At 67.1% G+C, this 17,857-nt stretch carries 17 protein-coding genes; 11 read left to right on the plus strand and 6 right to left on the minus strand.

The features are described 5' to 3' along the window. Positions 1–21: 21 nt before the first annotated feature. The 3 genes from A9K58_RS10745 (at position 22) to A9K58_RS10755 (ending at position 4,291) form a co-directional block, all read left to right on the plus strand. Positions 22–447 (plus strand): DNA polymerase III subunit chi, encoded by a 426-nt coding sequence (locus tag A9K58_RS10745; protein WP_065199351.1) that lies wholly within the window; start codon positions 22–24, stop codon positions 445–447. Positions 448–519: 72 nt separating this feature from the next. Next, on the plus strand, positions 520–3,348 hold the full coding sequence (locus tag A9K58_RS10750) for a valine--tRNA ligase (protein ID WP_065199352.1): 2,829 nt from the start codon (positions 520–522) through the stop codon (positions 3,346–3,348). 121 nt (positions 3,349–3,469) lie between these two features. Further along, on the plus strand, positions 3,470–4,291 hold the full coding sequence (locus A9K58_RS10755) for an EamA family transporter (protein ID WP_065199353.1): 822 nt from the start codon (positions 3,470–3,472) through the stop codon (positions 4,289–4,291). 17 nt (positions 4,292–4,308) lie between these two features. Here the strand turns inward: A9K58_RS10755 and rimI are convergent, their stop codons facing one another. The 3 genes from rimI to pssA are packed head-to-tail and all read right to left on the minus strand — an operon-like array spanning position 4,309 to position 6,058. Beyond that, positions 4,309–4,806, minus strand: coding sequence for a ribosomal protein S18-alanine N-acetyltransferase (gene rimI, locus A9K58_RS10760; protein ID WP_065199354.1), 498 nt, complete (start codon positions 4,804–4,806; stop codon positions 4,309–4,311). After that, a complete protein-coding gene (locus tag A9K58_RS10765; protein WP_065199355.1) occupies positions 4,803–5,285 on the minus strand; it encodes a hypothetical protein in 483 nt (160 codons plus the stop codon). Before A9K58_RS10765 ends, rimI begins: the two co-directional genes overlap by 4 nt. Then, entirely contained in the window at positions 5,282–6,058 is a 777-nt protein-coding gene (gene pssA / locus A9K58_RS10770; RefSeq protein ID WP_065199356.1) for a CDP-diacylglycerol--serine O-phosphatidyltransferase, read from the minus strand. Before pssA ends, A9K58_RS10765 begins: the two co-directional genes overlap by 4 nt. Positions 6,059–6,138: 80 nt before the next feature. Between pssA and A9K58_RS10775 the strand changes: the two genes are divergently transcribed. From A9K58_RS10775 to A9K58_RS10785, 3 genes are all read left to right on the plus strand, one after another. Further along, a complete protein-coding gene (locus A9K58_RS10775) occupies positions 6,139–6,513 on the plus strand; it encodes a DUF4124 domain-containing protein (protein ID WP_065199450.1) in 375 nt (124 codons plus the stop codon). Positions 6,514–7,100: 587 nt separating this feature from the next. Beyond that, the gene (locus tag A9K58_RS10780) at positions 7,101–8,792 is read left to right on the plus strand and encodes a proline--tRNA ligase (RefSeq protein WP_065199357.1); all 1,692 of its coding nucleotides are present in this window, start codon (positions 7,101–7,103) and stop codon (positions 8,790–8,792) included. A gap of 221 nt (positions 8,793–9,013) precedes the next feature. Continuing rightward, positions 9,014–9,397, plus strand: a complete 384-nt coding sequence (locus A9K58_RS10785; RefSeq protein ID WP_065199358.1) for an H-NS histone family protein — start codon at positions 9,014–9,016, stop codon at positions 9,395–9,397. A gap of 97 nt (positions 9,398–9,494) precedes the next feature. Here the strand turns inward: A9K58_RS10785 and A9K58_RS10790 are convergent, their stop codons facing one another. Further along, positions 9,495–10,754, minus strand: coding sequence for a threonine/serine exporter family protein (locus A9K58_RS10790; protein WP_065199359.1), 1,260 nt, complete (start codon positions 10,752–10,754; stop codon positions 9,495–9,497). 92 nt (positions 10,755–10,846) lie between these two features. Between A9K58_RS10790 and A9K58_RS10795 the strand changes: the two genes are divergently transcribed. Genes A9K58_RS10795 through A9K58_RS10810 form a run of 4 tightly spaced genes read left to right on the plus strand, consistent with a single transcriptional unit; the run spans position 10,847 to position 14,365 of the window. Beyond that, the gene (locus A9K58_RS10795; protein ID WP_065199360.1) at positions 10,847–11,968 is read left to right on the plus strand and encodes an MlaE family ABC transporter permease; all 1,122 of its coding nucleotides are present in this window, start codon (positions 10,847–10,849) and stop codon (positions 11,966–11,968) included. Between the two features lies 1 nt (position 11,969). Beyond that, on the plus strand, positions 11,970–12,797 hold the full coding sequence (locus A9K58_RS10800; protein WP_065199361.1) for an ABC transporter ATP-binding protein: 828 nt from the start codon (positions 11,970–11,972) through the stop codon (positions 12,795–12,797). 3 nt (positions 12,798–12,800) lie between these two features. After that, positions 12,801–13,727, plus strand: coding sequence for an MlaD family protein (locus A9K58_RS10805; RefSeq protein WP_065199362.1), 927 nt, complete (start codon positions 12,801–12,803; stop codon positions 13,725–13,727). Further along, positions 13,724–14,365 (plus strand): ABC-type transport auxiliary lipoprotein family protein, encoded by a 642-nt coding sequence (locus A9K58_RS10810; RefSeq protein WP_065199363.1) that lies wholly within the window; start codon positions 13,724–13,726, stop codon positions 14,363–14,365. Before A9K58_RS10805 ends, A9K58_RS10810 begins: the two co-directional genes overlap by 4 nt. A 54-nt stretch (positions 14,366–14,419) precedes the next feature. On the opposite strand, the gene A9K58_RS10815 is transcribed toward A9K58_RS10810, so the two are convergent. Next, complete coding sequence (locus A9K58_RS10815; protein ID WP_065199364.1) at positions 14,420–15,010, minus strand: alpha-ketoglutarate-dependent dioxygenase AlkB family protein; 591 nt, start codon at positions 15,008–15,010, stop codon at positions 14,420–14,422. Positions 15,011–15,128: 118 nt separating this feature from the next. On the opposite strand from A9K58_RS10815, the gene A9K58_RS10820 reads away from it, so the two are divergent. After that, a complete protein-coding gene (locus A9K58_RS10820; RefSeq protein WP_065199365.1) occupies positions 15,129–17,186 on the plus strand; it encodes a glycoside hydrolase family 99-like domain-containing protein in 2,058 nt (685 codons plus the stop codon). Positions 17,187–17,223: 37 nt separating this feature from the next. Here A9K58_RS10820 and A9K58_RS10825 read toward each other — a convergent pair whose 3' ends face one another. Beyond that, positions 17,224–17,856, minus strand: coding sequence for a CoA transferase subunit B (locus A9K58_RS10825; protein WP_065199366.1), 633 nt, complete (start codon positions 17,854–17,856; stop codon positions 17,224–17,226). Between the last annotated feature and the right edge of the window lies 1 nt (position 17,857).

Below are 17,857 nucleotides of genomic sequence, written 5' to 3' on the forward strand. Positions count from 1 at the left end.
CTGCCACACCTGGATCCCGCCATGCCCCGCGCCGACTTCTACCTGATCGCCAAGCCCCGCTTCCTGACCGAGCCGTTGCGCCTGGTCTGCGAGCTGGCGCGCAAGGCCAATGACGCCGGGTTGTTCACCCTGGTGCTGGCCCGCGACCAGGCGCAGGCCGAGGAACTGGACGAACTGCTGTGGGCATTCGACGACGACGCCTACATCCCGCACCAGATCGCAGGCGAGGATGTGGACGAGGAAGAGGCGCTGGTGCTGATCGCGGTGCCAGGCACCGAAGCGCCGGCGCGCCCGCTGGTGATCAACCTGCGCGACGAGCCCTGGCTGGGCCAGTGCGAGCGCGTGCTGGAAGTGGTCCCGGCCGATCCGGACGCGCGCGAACCGCTGCGCGAACGCTGGCGCCAGTACAAGGCCGCCGGCTACGACCTGAACAAGCACGACATGTAAGCGCGCCCCGGCCCCCTTGATGGGCCGCCGCCGCGCCCTGATCCTTCAACGATTACCTCCTGGTTCCCCCGCATGACCCAACTCGCCTCCAGCTACGACCCGAAGTCCTTCGAGACCGACCTCTACGAGGCCTGGGAGAAGGCCGGCCACTTCAAGCCGTCCGGCAGGGGCGAGCCGTACACCCTCCTGCTGCCGCCACCGAACGTGACCGGCACTTTGCACATGGGCCACGCGTTCCAGCAGACCCTGATGGACGCGCTGGTGCGCTACCACCGCATGCGCGGCTACGACACGCTGTGGCAGGTCGGCACCGACCACGCCGGCATCGCCACCGAAATGGTGGTCAGCCGCAACCTTGCGCTGGAAGGCAAGGGCGAGACCCGCGATTCGCTGGGCCGCGAAGGCTTCATCAGCAAGGTCTGGGAATGGAAGCAGCAGTCCGGCGACACCATCGAGCGCCAGATGCGCCGTCTCGGCACCTCCGCCGACTGGTCGCGCAGCACGTTCACCATGGATCCGCAGCCGTCGGCGGCGGTGAACGAGGCCTTCGTGCGCTGGTACGAACAGGGCCTGATCTACCGCGGCCAGCGCCTGGTCAACTGGGATCCGGTGCTGAAGACCGCCATCTCCGACCTGGAAGTGGAGAGCGCCGAGGAAGACGGCTTCCTGTGGTCGATCGCCTATCAGCTCGATGACGGCCTGAGCTACGAGCACGTCGAGCGCGATGCCGATGGCGTGGAAACCCTGCGCGAAACCCGCGACTACCTGGTCGTCGCCACCACCCGTCCGGAGACCCTGCTGGGCGACACCGCGGTGATGGTTCACCCGGAAGACGAGCGTTATGCGCACCTGATCGGCAAGCACGTGGTGCTGCCGCTGACCGGCCGCCGCGTACCGGTGATCGCCGACGATTACGTCGACCGTGCATTCGGCACCGGCGTGGTCAAGGTCACCCCGGCGCACGATTTCAACGACTACGACGTCGGCGTGCGCCACAGCCTGCCGATGATCAACCTGTTCACCCCGGTGGCGGCGTTGAACGAGAACGCGCCGGAACGCTTCCGCGGCCTGGACCGCTACGAGGCGCGCAAGGCCGTGCTGGCCGAGCTGGAAGACCTGGGCATCCTGGTCGAGACCAAGGCGCACAAGCTGCAGGTGCCACGCGGCGACCGCACCGGCCAGGTGATCGAGCCGTACCTGACCGACCAGTGGTTCGTGAAAATGGACGGCCTGGCCAAGCGCGGCCTGGAACTGGTGGAGGACGGTTCGATTGCCTTCGTGCCACCGAACTGGATCAACACCTACCGCCACTGGATGAACAACATCCAGGACTGGTGCATCAGCCGCCAGCTGTGGTGGGGCCACCGGATCCCGGCGTGGTTCGATGCCGCCACCGGCAGCTGCTATGTCGGTCGCAGCGAAGAGGAAGTGCGCGCCAAGAACAACCTGGGCAGCGACGTGGTGCTGAACCAGGAAAGCGACGTGCTGGAGACCTGGTTCTCCTCGCAGCTGTGGCCGTTCTCCACCCTGGGCTGGCCCAACGAGCAGGCCATGGCCGAGCGGGGCTTTGACCGTTACCTGCCGTCGTCGGTGTTGATCACCGGCTTCGACATCATCTTCTTCTGGGTGGCGCGCATGATCATGGCCACCGACAACCTGGTCGGGAAGATCCCGTTCAAGGACGTCTATTTCACCGGCCTGATCCGCGACGGCCAGGGCCAGAAGATGTCCAAGAGCAAGGGCAACGTGCTTGATCCGCTGGACATCATCGACGGCATCAGCATCGACGACCTGGTCGCCAAGCGCACCGGCGGCCTGATGCAGCCGAAGATGGTGGAGAAGATCGAGAAGGCAACCCGCAAGGAATTCCCCGATGGCATCGCCGCGCACGGCGCCGATGCGCTGCGCTTCACCATCGCCGCGCTGGCCACCCACGGCCGCGACATCAAGTTCGACATGAGCCGCGCCGAAGGCTACAAGAACTTCTGCAACAAGCTGTGGAACGCCAGCCGCTTCGCGCTGATGAACACCGAAGGCAGCGCCTTCACCGGCATGCCGAAGCCACGCACCGATGCCGAGCGCTGGATCCTCTCGCGCCTGGCCGCGACCGCCGCCGAAGCGCAGGGCCATTTCGCCGCCTACCGCTTCGACCTGCTGGCACAATGCCTGTACGAGTTCGCCTGGAACGAGTTCTGCGACTGGTTCCTGGAACTGAGCAAGCCGGCCCTGAACGGTGCCGACGCCGCCGACGCCGAAAGCACCCGCCACACCCTGCTTTACGTGCTTGAGGCGCTGCTGCGCCTGCTGCACCCGCTGACGCCGTTCATCACCGAACAGCTGTGGCAGCAGCTGGCCCCGCGCCTGGGCGTGGCCGAATCCACGCTGTCGCTGCGCCCGTACCCGACCGCTGCCGAGTTCGAAGGCGACTTCGCGCAGGCCGAGGCGGATGTGGAGTGGCTGAAGGCGGTGATCAGCGCAGTGCGTCGCGTGCGCAGCGAACTGAACGTCGCTCCGTCCAAGCTGGTGCCACTGCGCCTGCAGGCGGGCCTGGAGCAGGACCGCGTGCGCATCGAGCGCTTCAGTGCCTCGCTGTCGTTCCTGCTGAAGCTGGACAGCATCCAGTGGCTGGCCGAAGCCGGAAGCGCGCCTCCGGCTGCCGCTGCGATCGTCGGCGAGCTGAAGCTGCTGGTTCCGCTGGAAGGCCTGGTCGATCTCGACGCCGAGCGTGCGCGCCTGGACAAGGAGATCAAGCGCGTGGAAGGCGAGAAGGAAAAGAGCGAGACCAAGCTGGCCAGGTTCACCGACAAGGTACCGCCGGCGGTGGTCGAGCAGGAACGCGTGCGCCTGGCCGACTGGAATACCCAGCTGGCCGGCCTGCGCGAGCAGCGCGCGAAGCTGTAAGCGCAGGGAAACGCCGGGCACTGCCCGGCGTTTCCTTCTGTAGAGTCGAGCCGTGCTCGACTCATGACAGCAGTCGCGCATGGCTCGACTCTACATTTCTCTCGCATGGCATCATCGCGGGATGCCTGCATCCATCTTCCTGCTGGTCCTGGCCGCTGCCGCGCTGCATGCCAGCTGGAACGCCATCGTCAAGCGCGGGCCGGACAAGTTCCTCGGCACCGTACTGGTCACCGGCAGCGCCGCGCTGATCTCTGCGGCGGCCCTGCCCTTCCTGCCATTGCCGGCCGCACGCAGCTGGCCATGGCTGGGCGCTTCGGTACTGCTGCAGGTGACGTATTACGGGCTGGTCGCACGTTGCTATCAGCAGGTCGACATGAGCCTTGCCTATCCATTGATGCGTGGCAGTGCACCGATCCTGGTGGCGCTGGTGGCCAGCCTGCTGGGCGAGCCGCTGCCGCCCGCAGCGTGGCTGGGCGTAGTGCTGGTGAGCACGGGCATCCTGTGCATGGCGCTGGGTGCGCGCGGCGGCCAGCTCCGCCTGCCTTTGCTGACCGCGGCGATGATCGCTACCTACACCCTGGTCGATGCGCAGGGTGCGCGCCGGTCCGGAAGCGCGCTCAGCTACACGCTGTGGTTGTTCCTGCTGTCGGGCATTCCGCTGCCGCTGTGGGCATGGCACGCGCGCGCCGGCGCAGTGCTGGACTATGCGCGGCAGCACTGGCCGCTGGGCCTGGCCGGCGGAATCGGCACCACGGCGTCCTACGCGATGGCCCTGTGGGCGATGACCCAGGTGCCGGTAGCGATGGTCTCGGCACTTCGCGAATCCTCGATCGTGTTCGCGCTGCTGATCTCGGTGTTCGTGTTGCGCGAGCGGATCCCGCACGTCCGCTGGCTGGCAGCGGCGTTGATCGTGGGTGGCGTGCTGGCGCTGCGTCTGGCGTAAGCCGGGGATGCCGGCAACTACAGCGGCGGCATCGCCTGCAGGTCTCCGTCGACCAGCTCGATCGCCATCACCACTGCATCCTCGCGCCCCTGTGCGGCGGGGTAATAACGCGGGCGCCGGCCGATCTCATTGAAGCCTTCGCTGTGGTACAGCGCCAGCGCCGGCGCATTGGAAGGCCGCACCTCGAGGAACACGCGCTGCGCACCGCGCTCGCTGGCCAGCTGCACCAGTGAGCGCAGCAACCGGCGCCCCAGCCCACGCGACTGTGCCAGCGGATCGATGCAGATGTTCAGCACGTGCGCTTCGTCGGCCGCGATGCTGAGCACGCCATACCCGACCAGCAGGCCGTCGCGCTCCATCGCCAGCCCCGGGTAACCCGCACGCAGGCAATCCACGAAAATCCCGCGGGTCCAGGGGAACGGATAGCCGCGCATCTCGATCGCCATCACCGCATTGAGGTCGCTCTCACGCAGCGCGCGAAGCGTGACCCGCCCGGGCTGGCTGACAGCGCTCACGGCATGCCCCGCTTGCGCAGGGCACGCAGCTGCGGCCACAGCGCGCGCTTGGCGGCCGGATCGCGACGCAGCCGGTCCAATGGCCAGCTGTCCATCAGTGCCTGCGTGGCCGGGTTCATGGGATCGCAGCCGGATGCGCGCAGCAGTGCAATCTGCAGGCGGTCCGGCAGGCGCACCGCAGGCTGCCGGGCTTGGCCGGCAGGCAGCGGGCGGGACGACGCCAGGGCCTCCGGGGCCGTGACCGGCGCCTGGCGGAGCGGGGGCACCGCCTCGGCCGCGGAGGGCTCCGACGACGGGCGCACGCGCACAGCGGGCGATTCCGCCCCAGGTGCGGCCGCTGCCTCGGCGTCGGCCACGCTCAGCTGCAAGGCGGCATCCAGCCCTGCGGCCAGCTGGCCATCGTGATAGACGGTGTAGCCCATGGCCTGCAGCCAGGCCTGCTGGGCCGGAGACCACAGCACGGGCAGGTCCTGGTTCACGCCGCCTCGGGCTTCTTGCGCAGGCGCTGCGCGGCCCACATCACCGGGCCGGAAAGCGCATACAGGATGCCCACCGCGAACAGCACGCGCGGCAGGTCGATGACCGCGATGGCGATCGCCACCGGCACCAGCGCCAGCACCAGGAACGGCACGCGGTCGGAACGGGTGCCCTTGGCGGCGCCCCCCTTGAAGCTCCAGAAGCGGATGCGGCTGACCATCAGCAGCGCCGCGATGATCGTGACCGCCAGCGCCACGTAGCGCAGCTGGTTGCCATCCCAGCCCAGGTTGCCATCGGCGAAGGCCCAGACGAAGGACATCATCAGGCCGGCCGCGGCCGGGCTGGCCAGGCCGACGAACCAGCGCTTGTCGACCACCGTCACCTGGGTATTGAAACGGGCCAGGCGCAGTGCCGCGCAGGCGGCATACAGGAAGGCCACGGCCCAGCCGACACGGCCGAGCAGCGGATCGTCGAACTTCAGCCACGACAGCGACCAGTGGTACATCACCAGCGCCGGCGCCATGCCGAAGCTGACCAGGTCGGCCAGCGAGTCGTACTGCACGCCGAACTCGCTGCTGGTGCCGGTCAGGCGGGCCACGCGTCCATCCAGGCCATCCATCACGGCCGCCACGAACACGGCGATGGCGGCGTTGACGAAATCCCCGTTGGCCGCGGCGATGATCGCGTAGAAGCCGGCGAACAGGCCGGCGGTGGTGAACAGGTTGGGCAGCAGGTAAATCGTGCGCGAACGCGGCGGCGGTGTGATCGGGTCCATGGAATCCAGTTTAATCGACTTGCCAGTGCTCGGCGCCAATGCTGCAATCGGTGTTCTACGCCCATTCTGCGGAGCCTGCCATGCGTGCCCTGACCTTCCTTGGATGCCTGCTGCTGTTGGCCAGTGCCAATGCCGCGGCCGGCCCGGTCTATAAATGGAAGGACGCCAATGGCGTGACCCAGTATTCGGAAACCCCACCGGCAGGCAAGAAGTATGAGACCCGCGAGCAGGCCCGCCCCCCGCAGGCCGCAGCCAGTACCGGAGCCCCGGCCGCGCCGGTGCCCGAGCAGTGCAGCACGGCCCGCGCCAATCTGGTCCTGCTCGACGGTGGTGGCCAGGTGATGCAGGACACCGATGGCGACGGCAAGGTCGATACCGCGCTGACGCCGGAGCAGCGCACCGCGCAGAAGGGGTTGGCCGAGGCGGCCATCAAGGCTTACTGCCCGGCAGAGTGAGGGTTATCGGCAGGGCTTGCAGCCCTGCACCTGCTTCAAGCAACGGCAACGTCAAATGCCAAAGCGGCTCTGGTTTTCTACTGGTTTGGCGGGGCGGTGTGGGCTGGCAGGACACGCCGTAAACCCATCCCTGGGGGCTCGATGGCGCCATCCATGGCGCCAACGGTCCTGCCAACCCACACCGCCCCACCCCCGACAGGTTCCTGGTGACGGTGGTAGATCCACGCCATGCGTGGATGAAATCTGTCAGGTCTCGAATTGATCCGGGGTCGGATCCGTTTTCCTGCGGAAAACGGATCTGGCCCCAAGAACCGTACCAACAGACCGCAGGAAACTGTCGAAGCGGGGTGGGTCCGGTTGCGGGAGTGTCCGCGGCATGGATGCCGCGGCCAAGCCCCCATGGACGGGTTTACGGCGTCTCCCGCAACCGGACCCAACCCGCCCTACCACGGGAAACCCGCTGTTGCTGTTGCTGTAGCTGTTGCTGTTGACGTTGCTTGTGGCGGGTGCAGGGCGCAGCCCTGCCAGTACCCCCACCCCGGCCGGGCTGGCAGAATAGGGGTCTCTGCCGTTCACCGAAGCCGACGATGCGCCTCTCCCAGTTCCACCTGCACACCACCAAGGAAACTCCCAGCGACGCCGAGCTGACCAGCCATCGGCTGATGCTTCGTGCGGGCATGATCCGCAAGCTCGCATCCGGCCTGTACACCTGGTCGCCGCTGGGCCTGCGCGTGCTGCGCAAGGTCGAGCGCATCGTCCGCGAGGAGATGGACCGCGCCGGTGCGGTGGAATTCCAGATTCCGACCATCCAGCCGAAGGAACTGTGGGAGCAGACCGGGCGCTGGCAGAAATTCGGCCCGCAGCTGCTGAAGATCAAGGATCGCAAGGACCAGGTGTTCTGCTACAGCCCGACCGCCGAAGAAGCGGCCTGCGACTTCGCGCGCAGCGAACTGTCCAGCTACAAGCAGCTGCCGGTGAACTTCTACCAGATCCAGACCAAGTTCCGCGACGAAATCCGCCCGCGTTTCGGCGTGATGCGCGCGCGCGAGTTCCTGATGAAGGACGCCTATTCGTTCCACCTGCATGATGACTGCCTGGTGCGCGAATACGAGAACATGAAGTCGGCCTACAGCCGCATTTTCACCCGTCTCGGCCTGGACTTCCGCATGGTGCAGGCCGACTCCGGTGCGATCGGCGGTGACGCTTCGCAGGAGTTCCACGTGATCGCCGATTCCGGCGAGGACGCCCTCGTGTTCTCAACCGGCTCGGATTACGCGGCCAACATGGAAGCGGCGGTCGCTGCCGATCCGGCACCGCGCGCCGCGGCCACCGAAGCGATGCGCAAGGTCGACACGCCTACCCAGAAGACCTGCGAGGACGTGGCGGCCCTGCTCGGCATCGATCTGCAGCGGACGGTGAAGTCAGTGGCGCTGATGACCGATGACGGCTTCGTGCTGGTGCTGGTGCGTGGCGACCACGAGGTCAACGAGATCAAGCTGGCCAAGGTCGCCGGCCTGGCCGAGCAGCGCTTCGCCAGCGAGGCGGAGATCGCCGAGTACCTGGGCAGCGCGCCGGGGTTCCTCGGCCCGGTCGGCCCGGCCAAGCCCATCCGTGTGGTCGCCGATCGCGAGGTGGCCGCGATGTCCGACTTCGTCGTCGGCGCCAACGAAGCCGGCTTCCATCTGGCCGGCGTCAACTGGGGCCGTGATTTGCCGGAACCGGAAGTGGCCGACGTCCGCAACGTGCGCGCCGGTGACCGCGCACTGGACGGTGGCGAACTGAAGATTGCCCGCGGCATCGAAGTCGGCCATGTGTTCCAGCTCGGTCGCAAGTACGCCGAAGCGCTGGATGCCACCGTGCTGGACGAAAACGGCAAGGCGGCGGTGATGGCGATGGGCTGCTACGGCATCGGTATCTCGCGCGTGGTCGCAGCCGCGATCGAACAGAACCATGATGATGCCGGCATCATCTGGCCGGACGCGATGGCACCGTGGCAGGTGGTGGTGTGCGTGATCAACCCGAAGGGTGATGCTGCCGTGGCCGACGCCGCTGCCGGCCTGCTGCAGGAGCTGCGCGACGCCGGCCTGGACGCGGCACTCGACGACCGCGGTCTGCGTCCGGGCGCGATGTTCGCCGACATGGAACTGATCGGTATCCCGCACCGCGTGGTGGTCAGCGAACGCGGCCTGGCCGCCGGCACCTACGAATACCGCTCGCGCCGCGCCAGCGAGGCGGAAAGCCTGGACAAGGCCGCCCTGCTGCAGCGCCTGCTGGGCTGATGGGAGAAAGACCGGGGCACGCCCCGGTTTTCTTTTGGCTGCGGCCTGCGTGATGGGAGTGCGGCGGACATAATCCGGCCAAAATCGACGCAATCCGGCCGGCGTACCGCTGCATCCGTTCCCGCCTGTGTTTGTGCTCGGATTAATTCATCTCTATTCTGTCCGCCGACGCCATGGACCGGCTCGTCCCGTCCACATATTAGTTTCCGGAGTAACCGCAAATGAGCATTGACCTGACCGGCCTGTCGGCACGCGAGCTGGGCGCCCTGATCCGTACCGCGAAGAAACAGCAGACCCTCGTCGCCAAGCGTCGGCCGATCACCAAGGTTCGTGCCCAGCTGACCAAGCTGGCCAGGACCGAGGGTTACACCATCGAAGAACTGTTCGGCGGCGCCCCAGCCCCGCGTGCGCGCAAGGCCACCAAGGCCGCCAAGGCACCGTCGAAGACCGCCGGCCGCAAGCTGGGCAAGGTTGCCCCGAAGTACCGCAATCCGGCCAACCCCAAGGAAACCTGGACCGGCCGCGGCAAGCAGCCGCGCTGGATGGCCGAGCTGACTGCCAAGGGCAACAAGAAGCCGGAAGATTTCCTGATCAAGAAGGCCTGAGGCCGGATCTGGAGGCAATGAAAGACGCCGGCGCAAGCCGGCGTTTTTCATTCTTCGGCAAGGTGTGTGGACCAACCGCCCATACCCACAAGGGCCATTACAGGGTCTTGCGTGCCGGCATCAGCAGGTTGCCGAACAGCAGGCCGGCGACCAATGCCATCACGACATTGAGCACGGTCAGGAACACGCTCTGGCCGGCGCCCACATCCTGTTGCTGGACCAGGGTCAGCACGCCGCGCAGGCTGGTGCTGCCGGGCACCATCATGATGATGCCCGGCAGGCGGATGATCGCGCCCGGTCGTCCGACCAGGCGTCCGAACAGATTGCCCCCGGCCGTCAACAGCATCGCCGACAGGAAGATGCCGGCCGGCGCGCCCCAGGCATGGCCACCGAACTTGGAGATCGCGTAGCCGGCCACCGAGGCGGCGATCACCCAGGGATAATCGCGGCGGTTGGCCTTGAACAACATCGCAAAGGCAAACGCCGCCGTCAGCAGCGATCCCCACTCCACCCACGGGCCCTGCGGCCGCGCCGCGCGGATCACCGGATCCAGCCCGAGCACGTCGGCCAGCGTCACCGCGATCATCGCGCCGACGCTGAGCTTCATGATGGTGGTCAACGCACCGGCAAAACGCGCGGTCCCCGAGACCCAGTGCTGGCTGGCCAGTTCGTTGACGGCATTGGTCAGTGACATGCCCGGCAACAGCACCACCAGCGAGGCGATGATCACTGTGTTGAGGTTGAGTGCGCCGACGAAGGACGCGACCAGGGTGGCAACCATGCCGGCCAGCAGCGCGGCCAGTGCCTCGGCCGCTTCGCGGGTGGCCGGGCGGCGGTCGGTGACCATGCCGAGCAGGCCGATCATCAGGCCGATGGCCCCCGCCGTGGCGATGTCCAGCCACGGCAGTTTCCACATGCCGGCCACGCCGGCCGCGCCCAATGTGAACGAAAGGATGGTGCGGAGCTGGCCGCGCCGGCCCGGGTCCTTGTCCAGCTGGCGCAGTGCGGTGTGACCCTGGGCGATGCTCATCCGCCCGTTGGCCACTTCCTCGGCAATGTGGTCGGCCACGCTGAGCTTGTGCAGGTCGTTCTCGCCCGGAGCCAGGCGGATCACGCGGGTGATGTCGCTGGAGCCGATCGCCTGTGCCGGGTCGCTGAAGCTGAGGATGATGCCGGTGGGATTGGACCACGGTTCACAATCCAGATCGAGCTGGCGCGCCAGTGCCACCACCGCCGTTTCCAGGCGCTGGGCCGTGGTCCCGTAGCTGTGCAGGCGGCCGGCGATCTCGGAAACAAACGCCACGCGCTGCGCGTAGGTGGCCTGGGGCGTGGGGATCGTGTGAGCGTCTGCAGACATGCGCCGTAGTATTACCTACGCCGGGCCGCACCGGAAAAATTCATCCGGGTTCGACGCGACGCCCGATTCAGAACGGTTATGCTGCGACCCGAATGGCCCACGTATCCCCGAACCATGCCCCCCAGCTCGAACAGGATGCCCATGACCCGGGCCTGATCCACCTGTCCGGCATCTGGACCCTGAAAACCGCGCTGGCCGCGGCCGAGGTCCTGCGCGGTGTTCCCGACACATTGACCGGCATCGATGCCACCGGCATCGAACAGATGGATTCGGCCGGCGTGCTGCAGGTATTGCGCGTGGCCCATCGCGCCGATCTGGGCGAGGATGCATTGCGGTTCCGCCCGGACCACCAGGCGCTGGTCTGCACCATCGAGGAAGTGGCCGACGACCGGCCCAGGCCCAAGCGCGACTTCGGCGTGCTGGCGGCACTGGAGCGCCTCGGCATCAGCATGCATGGCACCGGCCACAACATCGTGGCGCTGGCCAGCTTCCTCGGCGAAGCCATCGTCAAGTCGATCCGGCTGTTCAAGGAGCCCCGCCGCTTCCGGCTGACCGCCACCGTGCACCAGATGGAACAGGTCGGCCTCGATGCCGTCCCGCTGGTCGCCCTGCTGTCCTACCTGGTCGGCGCGGTGATTGCATTCCTCGGCTCGACCATCCTGCGCGACTTCGGTGCGGAAATCTACGTGGTCGAGCTGGTCAACATTGCCTTCCTGCGCGAGTTCGCAGTACTGCTGACGGCCATCGTCCTGGCCGGCCGCACCGCCAGCGCGTTCACCGCACAGATCGGTGCCATGAAGGCACGCGAGGAGATCGATGCGATGCGGACCCTGGGCCTGGACCCGGTCGATCTGCTGGTGCTGCCCCGGCTGTTCGCGTTGCTGGTTACGCTGCCCCTGTTGACGTTCATCGCCATGATCGCCGGCCTCGCCGGTGGCATTACCGTCGGCGCTTTCGATCTGGACATCCCGCCGCAGATGTACATCGCGCGCATGCACGAGACGATGGAAGTGCGGCACCTGCTGGTCGGCCTGTCCAAAGCCCCGGTGTTCGCCGTGGTGATCGGCCTGATCGGCTGCCTGGAGGGCCTGAAGGTCACCGGCACCGCGCAATCGGTCGGCGAACGCACCACCTCCAGCGTGGTGCAGACCATCTCGCTGGTGATCATCATCGACGCCTTCGCGGCGTTGTGGTTCATGCACATGGACTGGTGACATGAGCGCACACTCTCCGCCCCGGGCAATCGACATGCGCGACGACGACGGCCACGAGCTGGCCATCCGCGTGCGTGGGCTGGCCAATCGCTTCGGCAGCCAGACCGTGCACGAAGACCTGGATCTGGACGTGCGCCGCGGCGAGATCCTGGGGGTGGTTGGTGGTTCAGGCACGGGCAAGTCGGTCCTGATGCGCTCGATCCTCGGCCTGCGCACACCCGATGCAGGGCAGATCGACGTGCTCGGCCGGGACGCGCGCGCAGATGACGCCGAAAGCCGCCTGCACATCGAGCGCAATACGGGCGTACTGTTCCAGGATGGCGCCCTGTTCTCCTCGCTGACCGTGGGCGAGAACGTGCAGGTGCCACTGAAGGAGCATCATCGCGAACTGCCGGAGCGCTGGCACTACGAGCTGGCGCTGCTGAAGGTCAAGCTGGCCGGCCTGCCCGCCGATGCGATCAGCAAGCTGCCGTCACAGCTGTCCGGCGGCATGCGCAAGCGCGCCGGCCTGGCCCGCGCGCTGGCGCTGGACCCGCCGCTGCTGTTCCTGGATGAACCCACCGCCGGCCTGGACCCGATCGGCGCGGCCGCATTCGACCGCCTGATCAAGACCCTGCAGGAAGCGCTGGGCCTGACCGTATTCCTGATCACGCACGACCTGGACACCCTGTACGCCATCTGCGATCGCGTCGCGGTGCTGGCCGACCACAAGGTGATCGCGAACGCACCGCTGCCAGACATCGAGAAACTGGATCATCCGTGGATCCAGGAATACTTCCACGGACCGCGCGCGCGCGCCGCGCGCGGCGAACAGATCGAGAGCACCTGAGCCATGGAAACCAAAGCCAACTACGTACTGATCGGTGCCTTCACCCTGATCACCGGCCTGGCCCTGCTGGCCTTCGGCCTATGGGCCGCCAAGTACTCCTCCGACCGCACCTGGCAGGAATACCGCGTGGTCTTCCGCGAGGCGGTGACCGGCCTGTCGGTGGGCAGCCCGGTGCAGTACAACGGCATCGCGGTCGGCTCGATCGTCGAACTGAACCTGGTACCGGACGACCCGCGACAGGTCGTGGCACGCATCCGCCTGAACTCGACCACGCCGGTCAAGACCGATACCCGCGCCAAGCTGGCGATCACCAGCCTGACCGGTCCTTCGATCATCCAGCTCAGCGGCGGCACCCCGCAGGCACCTGCGCTGACCACCGTCAACAAGGACCCGGCTCCGATCATCCCCACCACGCCGTCTGCCCTGCAGAACATCACCGACGTGGCCAACCGCATCGTCGAGCGCATGGACCAGATCCTCAGCGACCGCAACGTCGCCTCGATCAATGCGACGCTGGCCAACCTGGAAACCATCAGCGGCGGCCTGGCCGACCCCGACCAGGGCACCCAGGCGCTGCTGCTCAGCGCGCGCGACGCCGCACGCAGCCTGGATACCACGCTGAAGACCACCAACGGCACCATCGAGCGCCTGGACAGGAACCTGGTGCAGCAGCTGCCCGGTATCATCAACAAGCTCGACGCCACCCTGGCCAAGCTTGATTCGGCCGCAGGCAACGCCGATTCGATCCTTGGCGAGAACCGCGCTGCGATCAACAGCTTTGCCAATGACGGCCTGGGCCAGCTGGGCCCGACGCTGACCGAACTGCGCGGGTTGATCCGCGACCTGCGCCGGGTCAGCGACCGCCTTGAGAACAACCCCGCGCGCTACCTGCTGGGCCGCGACGCACCGAAGGAGTTCGAACCCCAATGAACCCGATCCCCCTTCCGCGCCTGCTGCTGGCCGCTGCGATGATCTCCCTGCTGGGTGGTTGCTCGCTCCTCGGCAGCAACGAGAAGACCGCGGTGACGCTGTATTCGCCCGCCGTGCAGGTCAAGGCCGACCCCTCATGGCCGCAGGCCAGCTGGCAGCTGGTGCTGGCCAAGCCCAGTGCCGCGCGCCTGGTCGACAGCCCGCGCATCAACGTGCGGCCGACGCCGTCGCAGCTGGAGATCTACAAGGGCGCCAGCTGGGCGCAGCCGGCCACCGACATGATCGAGGACACCCTGCTGCGCGGTTTCGAGGATTCCGGGCGCATCCACGGCGTGGCGCGCAGCAGCGCCGGCATCCGCGCCGACTACAAGCTGGTCACCGACGTGCGTCGATTTGAGTCGGATTACCAGGGCCAGGCGACGCCGACCGTGGTGATCGAAGTCAACGCCAAGCTGATCCACGCCACCGACCAGCGCGTGGTCGCCGACCGCACCTTCCGCCAGGCACAGCCGGTCGGCAGCACCGACGTGCCGGCCGTGGCCTCGGCATTCGAGCGTGGCCTGCAGCAGTTGGCGTACGAGGTGGTGGGCTGGACGTTGACCAGCGGCCAGAACGACAGCCTGGCGGCCAGGCGCTGAAGCGTCGCAGGGGTCGGATCCCTTTCGCGCTGCGAAAGGGCTCTGACCCCGCCCTTACCCGCGCGGGGTGATCCAGCGGAACGTCAGGTTGATCCGCTCGCCCGCTGCCCGCGCCATCCTCGGCAGCGCATGCTGGTAGAAGCGCTGGGTCTTCCCGGCCATCAGCAGCAGGTCACCGTGGCCCAGCACGAATTCAGCCTTGCGCGCGGGGTCGTCCCGACGGCGCAGCAGGAAGCGGCGCGTGGCACCCAGGCTGACCGAGGCGATTACCGGTGCCGGACCCAGCTCGGGTTCGTCGTCGCTGTGCCAGCCCATGTAGTCGCCGCCACCGCGATAGCGGTTCAGCAGCACGCTGTTGAAGCGGCCGTGGCCCTCGGCCTGGAGGCGCCTGCGCATGGCCTCCAGTACAGGCGGCCACGGGTGCGGCACAAACTCGGCGCCCGAATAGCGGTAACGGGCCTGCGGGTCGCCGATCCAGCAGCTCAACCGCGGTGAATCCACCCAGTTGCCGAACATGCGGATGCGGTGGATTTCCCAGGGTACTTCGGCCTGCAGCGCAGACAGGAGCCGGTCGGCATCGGCCACAGCCAACCAGCTCGGCAGGTGCTGGACGTCGGCGTCGGGCAGGTCATGTGGGAACAGCATGGACACACGCTAGCACGGCTGCGTTTGCCGTCATGGCCGCCAGCACTGAAAATGGCTCCATGACCGTTGCCCATATGCCGATATCCTCCGATTGCCTGACTTATCGGGGCCACGCCCGATGAGCCTGCGCCAGTCGTTGTTCCCGTTGCTGCGCGCCGTGTTCCGGGCCTTGCCGCTGTCACAGGCACAGCGCGATCGCCTGCGCACCCGCTGGCTGGCCCGGCACGGCGACTGGGTGCCCCCGCCACCGAAGGGACAGCAGGACACGGGCGGGTCACGGGCCAGCGCGCAACTGCGCTGGCGCGCCGACGAGGCCGCGATCGGCTACCGCCCGCACCGGAAGGCCGCGCTGCCCGACCCCATGCCCGCTACGCTGGTCGCTTTCTACCTGCCACAGTTCCACACCTTTGCAGAAAACGACGCATGGTGGGGCAAGGGCTTCACCGAATGGCGCAACGTCACCCGTGCGCTGCCGCAGTTCGAAGGCCACATCCAGCCGCGGCTTCCGGCCGATCTGGGTTTCTATGACCTGCGCAACCCGCAGGTGATGCGTGACCAGGCGCAGCTTGCCGCCGAGCACGGCATCGGCGCGTTCTGCTTCTACTTCTACTGGTTCAGCGGCCGCACGCTGATGGAAGACCCGCTGCGCCAGTGGCTGGCCGACGACAGCATCGAGCTGCCGTTCTGCCTGTGCTGGGCGAATGAGAACTGGGCACGGCGCTGGGACGGCCGCGACGACGACATCCTGATCGGCCAGCAACACAGCGCGGAAGATGATCTGGCATTCATCGCTCACGTGGCGCCATACCTGCGTGACCGCCGCGCGCTCAAGGTCGATGGCCGGCCCATGCTGCTGGTCTACCGCCCGAACCTGCTGCCCGATGCACGCGCCACCGCCGAGCGCTGGCGCCGCTGGTGCCGCGACAACGGAGTGGGCGAAATCCACCTGGCCTACGTACAGGGCTTCGAGCGGCCGGATCCCCGCGATATCGGCTTCGATGCCGCCGTCGAATTCCCGCCGAACATGAGCAATCCACGCTCGTTGTCGGCGCAGCAGTGGCTGCTCAATCCCGCCTTCAGCGGGGATGTGCGCGACTGGCGCGAACTGGCAGCCGAGATCGCCACCCGGTCGCTGCCGGCCTATCCCCTTTACCCGGGCGTGAACCCGGGATGGGACAACGAAGCACGTCGTTCCGGCTGCGGTCGCGTTTACCTGCACGCCTCCCCACGCGGCTACCGCGACTGGCTGCGTGCCACGATCCATGAGCGCCTCGCCGCCGTGCCGACGGGCCAGCGGATGGTGTTCATCAACGCCTGGAACGAATGGGCCGAAGGCGCGGTCCTGGAACCGGATGCGCGACTCGGCCACGCCTGGCTGCAGGCCACGCGGGACGCGTTGGTACCGGCTCCGGCGCGGCAGCGCCCAGCCCGGCCCTGCGTGGTGATCCATGCCTGGTACCCGGACGTATTCGCTGAGTTGCTCCGCAAGGTGCAGGCCACCGGCCTGCAGTGGCGGGTCGTGGTCACCACCCCCCACGAGCGGCATGCGGAAATCCAGCAGGTGCTGGCAGCCAGCGGGGTCGAGGCCGAAATCCATTCCTTCGCCAACCATGGCCGCGACATCCTTCCGTTCCTGCAGCTCGCCGAAGCGCTGCTGGAAGACGGCGAGGACATCGTGCTGAAGCTGCATACCAAGCGCTCCACGCATCGCAACGACGGCGACCAATGGCGCAACGAACTGGTTGATCGCCTGCTGGCGCCCGAACGCGCGGCACTCATCGTCGAAGCGTTCGATGCAGATCCTGGCCTGGGCCTTGTCCCCCCCGAAGGGCATGTGCAGCGGCTGGACTACTTCTGGGGTGCCAACGAACGCAACGTGCAAGGCCTGCTCAGCCGTTTCGGGCTTCCGCAGGCCGATACTGACAACGACACCTTCATCGCCGGCAGCATGTTCTGGGTTCGCCTTGAAGCGTTGCGACCAATGTTCGACGCGCACCTGCAGCCTTCGCTGTTCGATGAAGAGGCCGGTCAGGTTGATGGCACGCTTGCCCATGCCATCGAACGAACCTTTACCTTGGTCGCGCGCTACGCAGGGTATCGCCAGCGAGATGCGGCGGACCTGCTGGGCATCCCCCATCAAGAGGACACGCCTTACGCCTACGCCCGGCGCAGCTGAGCGCAAAGGGGGCGGTACGCCCCCACCCGCACGTTGATCAGCCGCGCAGGAACGCCACGCCGGTCTTTTCCTTCAACTCGTCATCGCTGACACCCGGCGCGGCTTCCACCAGCTGCAGGCCAGCATCAGTGACATCGAATACCGCCAGGTCGGTAATGATGCGATCGACCACGCCCACGCCGGTCAGCGGCAGCGTGCATTCGGCCAGGATCTTGTGCTCGCCGTTCTTGGCGGTGTGCTCCATCAGCACCACCACGCGCTGCACGCCGGCCACCAGGTCCATCGCCCCGCCCATGCCCTTGACCATCTTGCCGGGCACCATCCAGTTGGCCAGGTCGCCCTTGTCGGTGACCTGCATCGCGCCGAGGATGGCCAGGTTGACATGGCCACCGCGGATCATCGCGAAGCTGTCATGGCTGCCGAAGTAACTGGCACCGGCGCGTGCGGTAACGGTCTGCTTGCCGGCATTGATCAGGTCGGCGTCGACTTCGGCGTCGGTCGGGAACGGGCCGATGCCGAGGAGGCCGTTCTCCGATTGCAGCCACACGTCCACGCCGTCGGGAATGTGGTTGGCGACCAATGTCGGCAGGCCGATGCCCAGGTTCACGTAGGCGCCGTCGGTCAGCTCACGTGCCGCGCGCGCGGCCATTTCATCACGGGTCCACGCCATG

The sequence above is a fragment of the Stenotrophomonas maltophilia genome (assembly GCF_001676385.1).
GTDB classification, from domain to species: Bacteria; Pseudomonadota; Gammaproteobacteria; order Xanthomonadales; family Xanthomonadaceae; genus Stenotrophomonas; species Stenotrophomonas maltophilia_J.

Bases quoted from the DNA above. Each gene is read 5' to 3' on its own strand.
- A9K58_RS10810 (WP_065199363.1), top strand. From the start codon at position 13,724: ATGAACCCGATCCCCCTTCCGCGCCTGCTGCTGGCCGCTGCGATGATC.
- A9K58_RS10745 (WP_065199351.1), top strand. From the start codon at position 22: ATGCCCCGCGCCGACTTCTACCTGATCGCCAAGCCCCGCTTCCTGACC.
- A9K58_RS10790 (WP_065199359.1), bottom strand. From the start codon at position 10,754: ATGTCTGCAGACGCTCACACGATCCCCACGCCCCAGGCCACCTACGCG.
- A9K58_RS10785 (WP_065199358.1), top strand. From the start codon at position 9,014: ATGAGCATTGACCTGACCGGCCTGTCGGCACGCGAGCTGGGCGCCCTG.
- A9K58_RS10775 (WP_065199450.1), top strand. From the start codon at position 6,139: ATGCGTGCCCTGACCTTCCTTGGATGCCTGCTGCTGTTGGCCAGTGCC.
- pssA (WP_065199356.1), bottom strand. From the start codon at position 6,058: ATGGACCCGATCACACCGCCGCCGCGTTCGCGCACGATTTACCTGCTG.
- A9K58_RS10805 (WP_065199362.1), top strand. From the start codon at position 12,801: ATGGAAACCAAAGCCAACTACGTACTGATCGGTGCCTTCACCCTGATC.
- A9K58_RS10800 (WP_065199361.1), top strand. From the start codon at position 11,970: ATGAGCGCACACTCTCCGCCCCGGGCAATCGACATGCGCGACGACGAC.
- A9K58_RS10755 (WP_065199353.1), top strand. From the start codon at position 3,470: ATGCCTGCATCCATCTTCCTGCTGGTCCTGGCCGCTGCCGCGCTGCAT.
- A9K58_RS10780 (WP_065199357.1), top strand. From the start codon at position 7,101: ATGCGCCTCTCCCAGTTCCACCTGCACACCACCAAGGAAACTCCCAGC.
- A9K58_RS10795 (WP_065199360.1), top strand. From the start codon at position 10,847: ATGGCCCACGTATCCCCGAACCATGCCCCCCAGCTCGAACAGGATGCC.
- A9K58_RS10820 (WP_065199365.1), top strand. From the start codon at position 15,129: ATGAGCCTGCGCCAGTCGTTGTTCCCGTTGCTGCGCGCCGTGTTCCGG.
- A9K58_RS10750 (WP_065199352.1), top strand. From the start codon at position 520: ATGACCCAACTCGCCTCCAGCTACGACCCGAAGTCCTTCGAGACCGAC.
- A9K58_RS10825 (WP_065199366.1), bottom strand. From the start codon at position 17,856: ATGGCGTGGACCCGTGATGAAATGGCCGCGCGCGCGGCACGTGAGCTG.
- A9K58_RS10815 (WP_065199364.1), bottom strand. From the start codon at position 15,010: ATGCTGTTCCCACATGACCTGCCCGACGCCGACGTCCAGCACCTGCCG.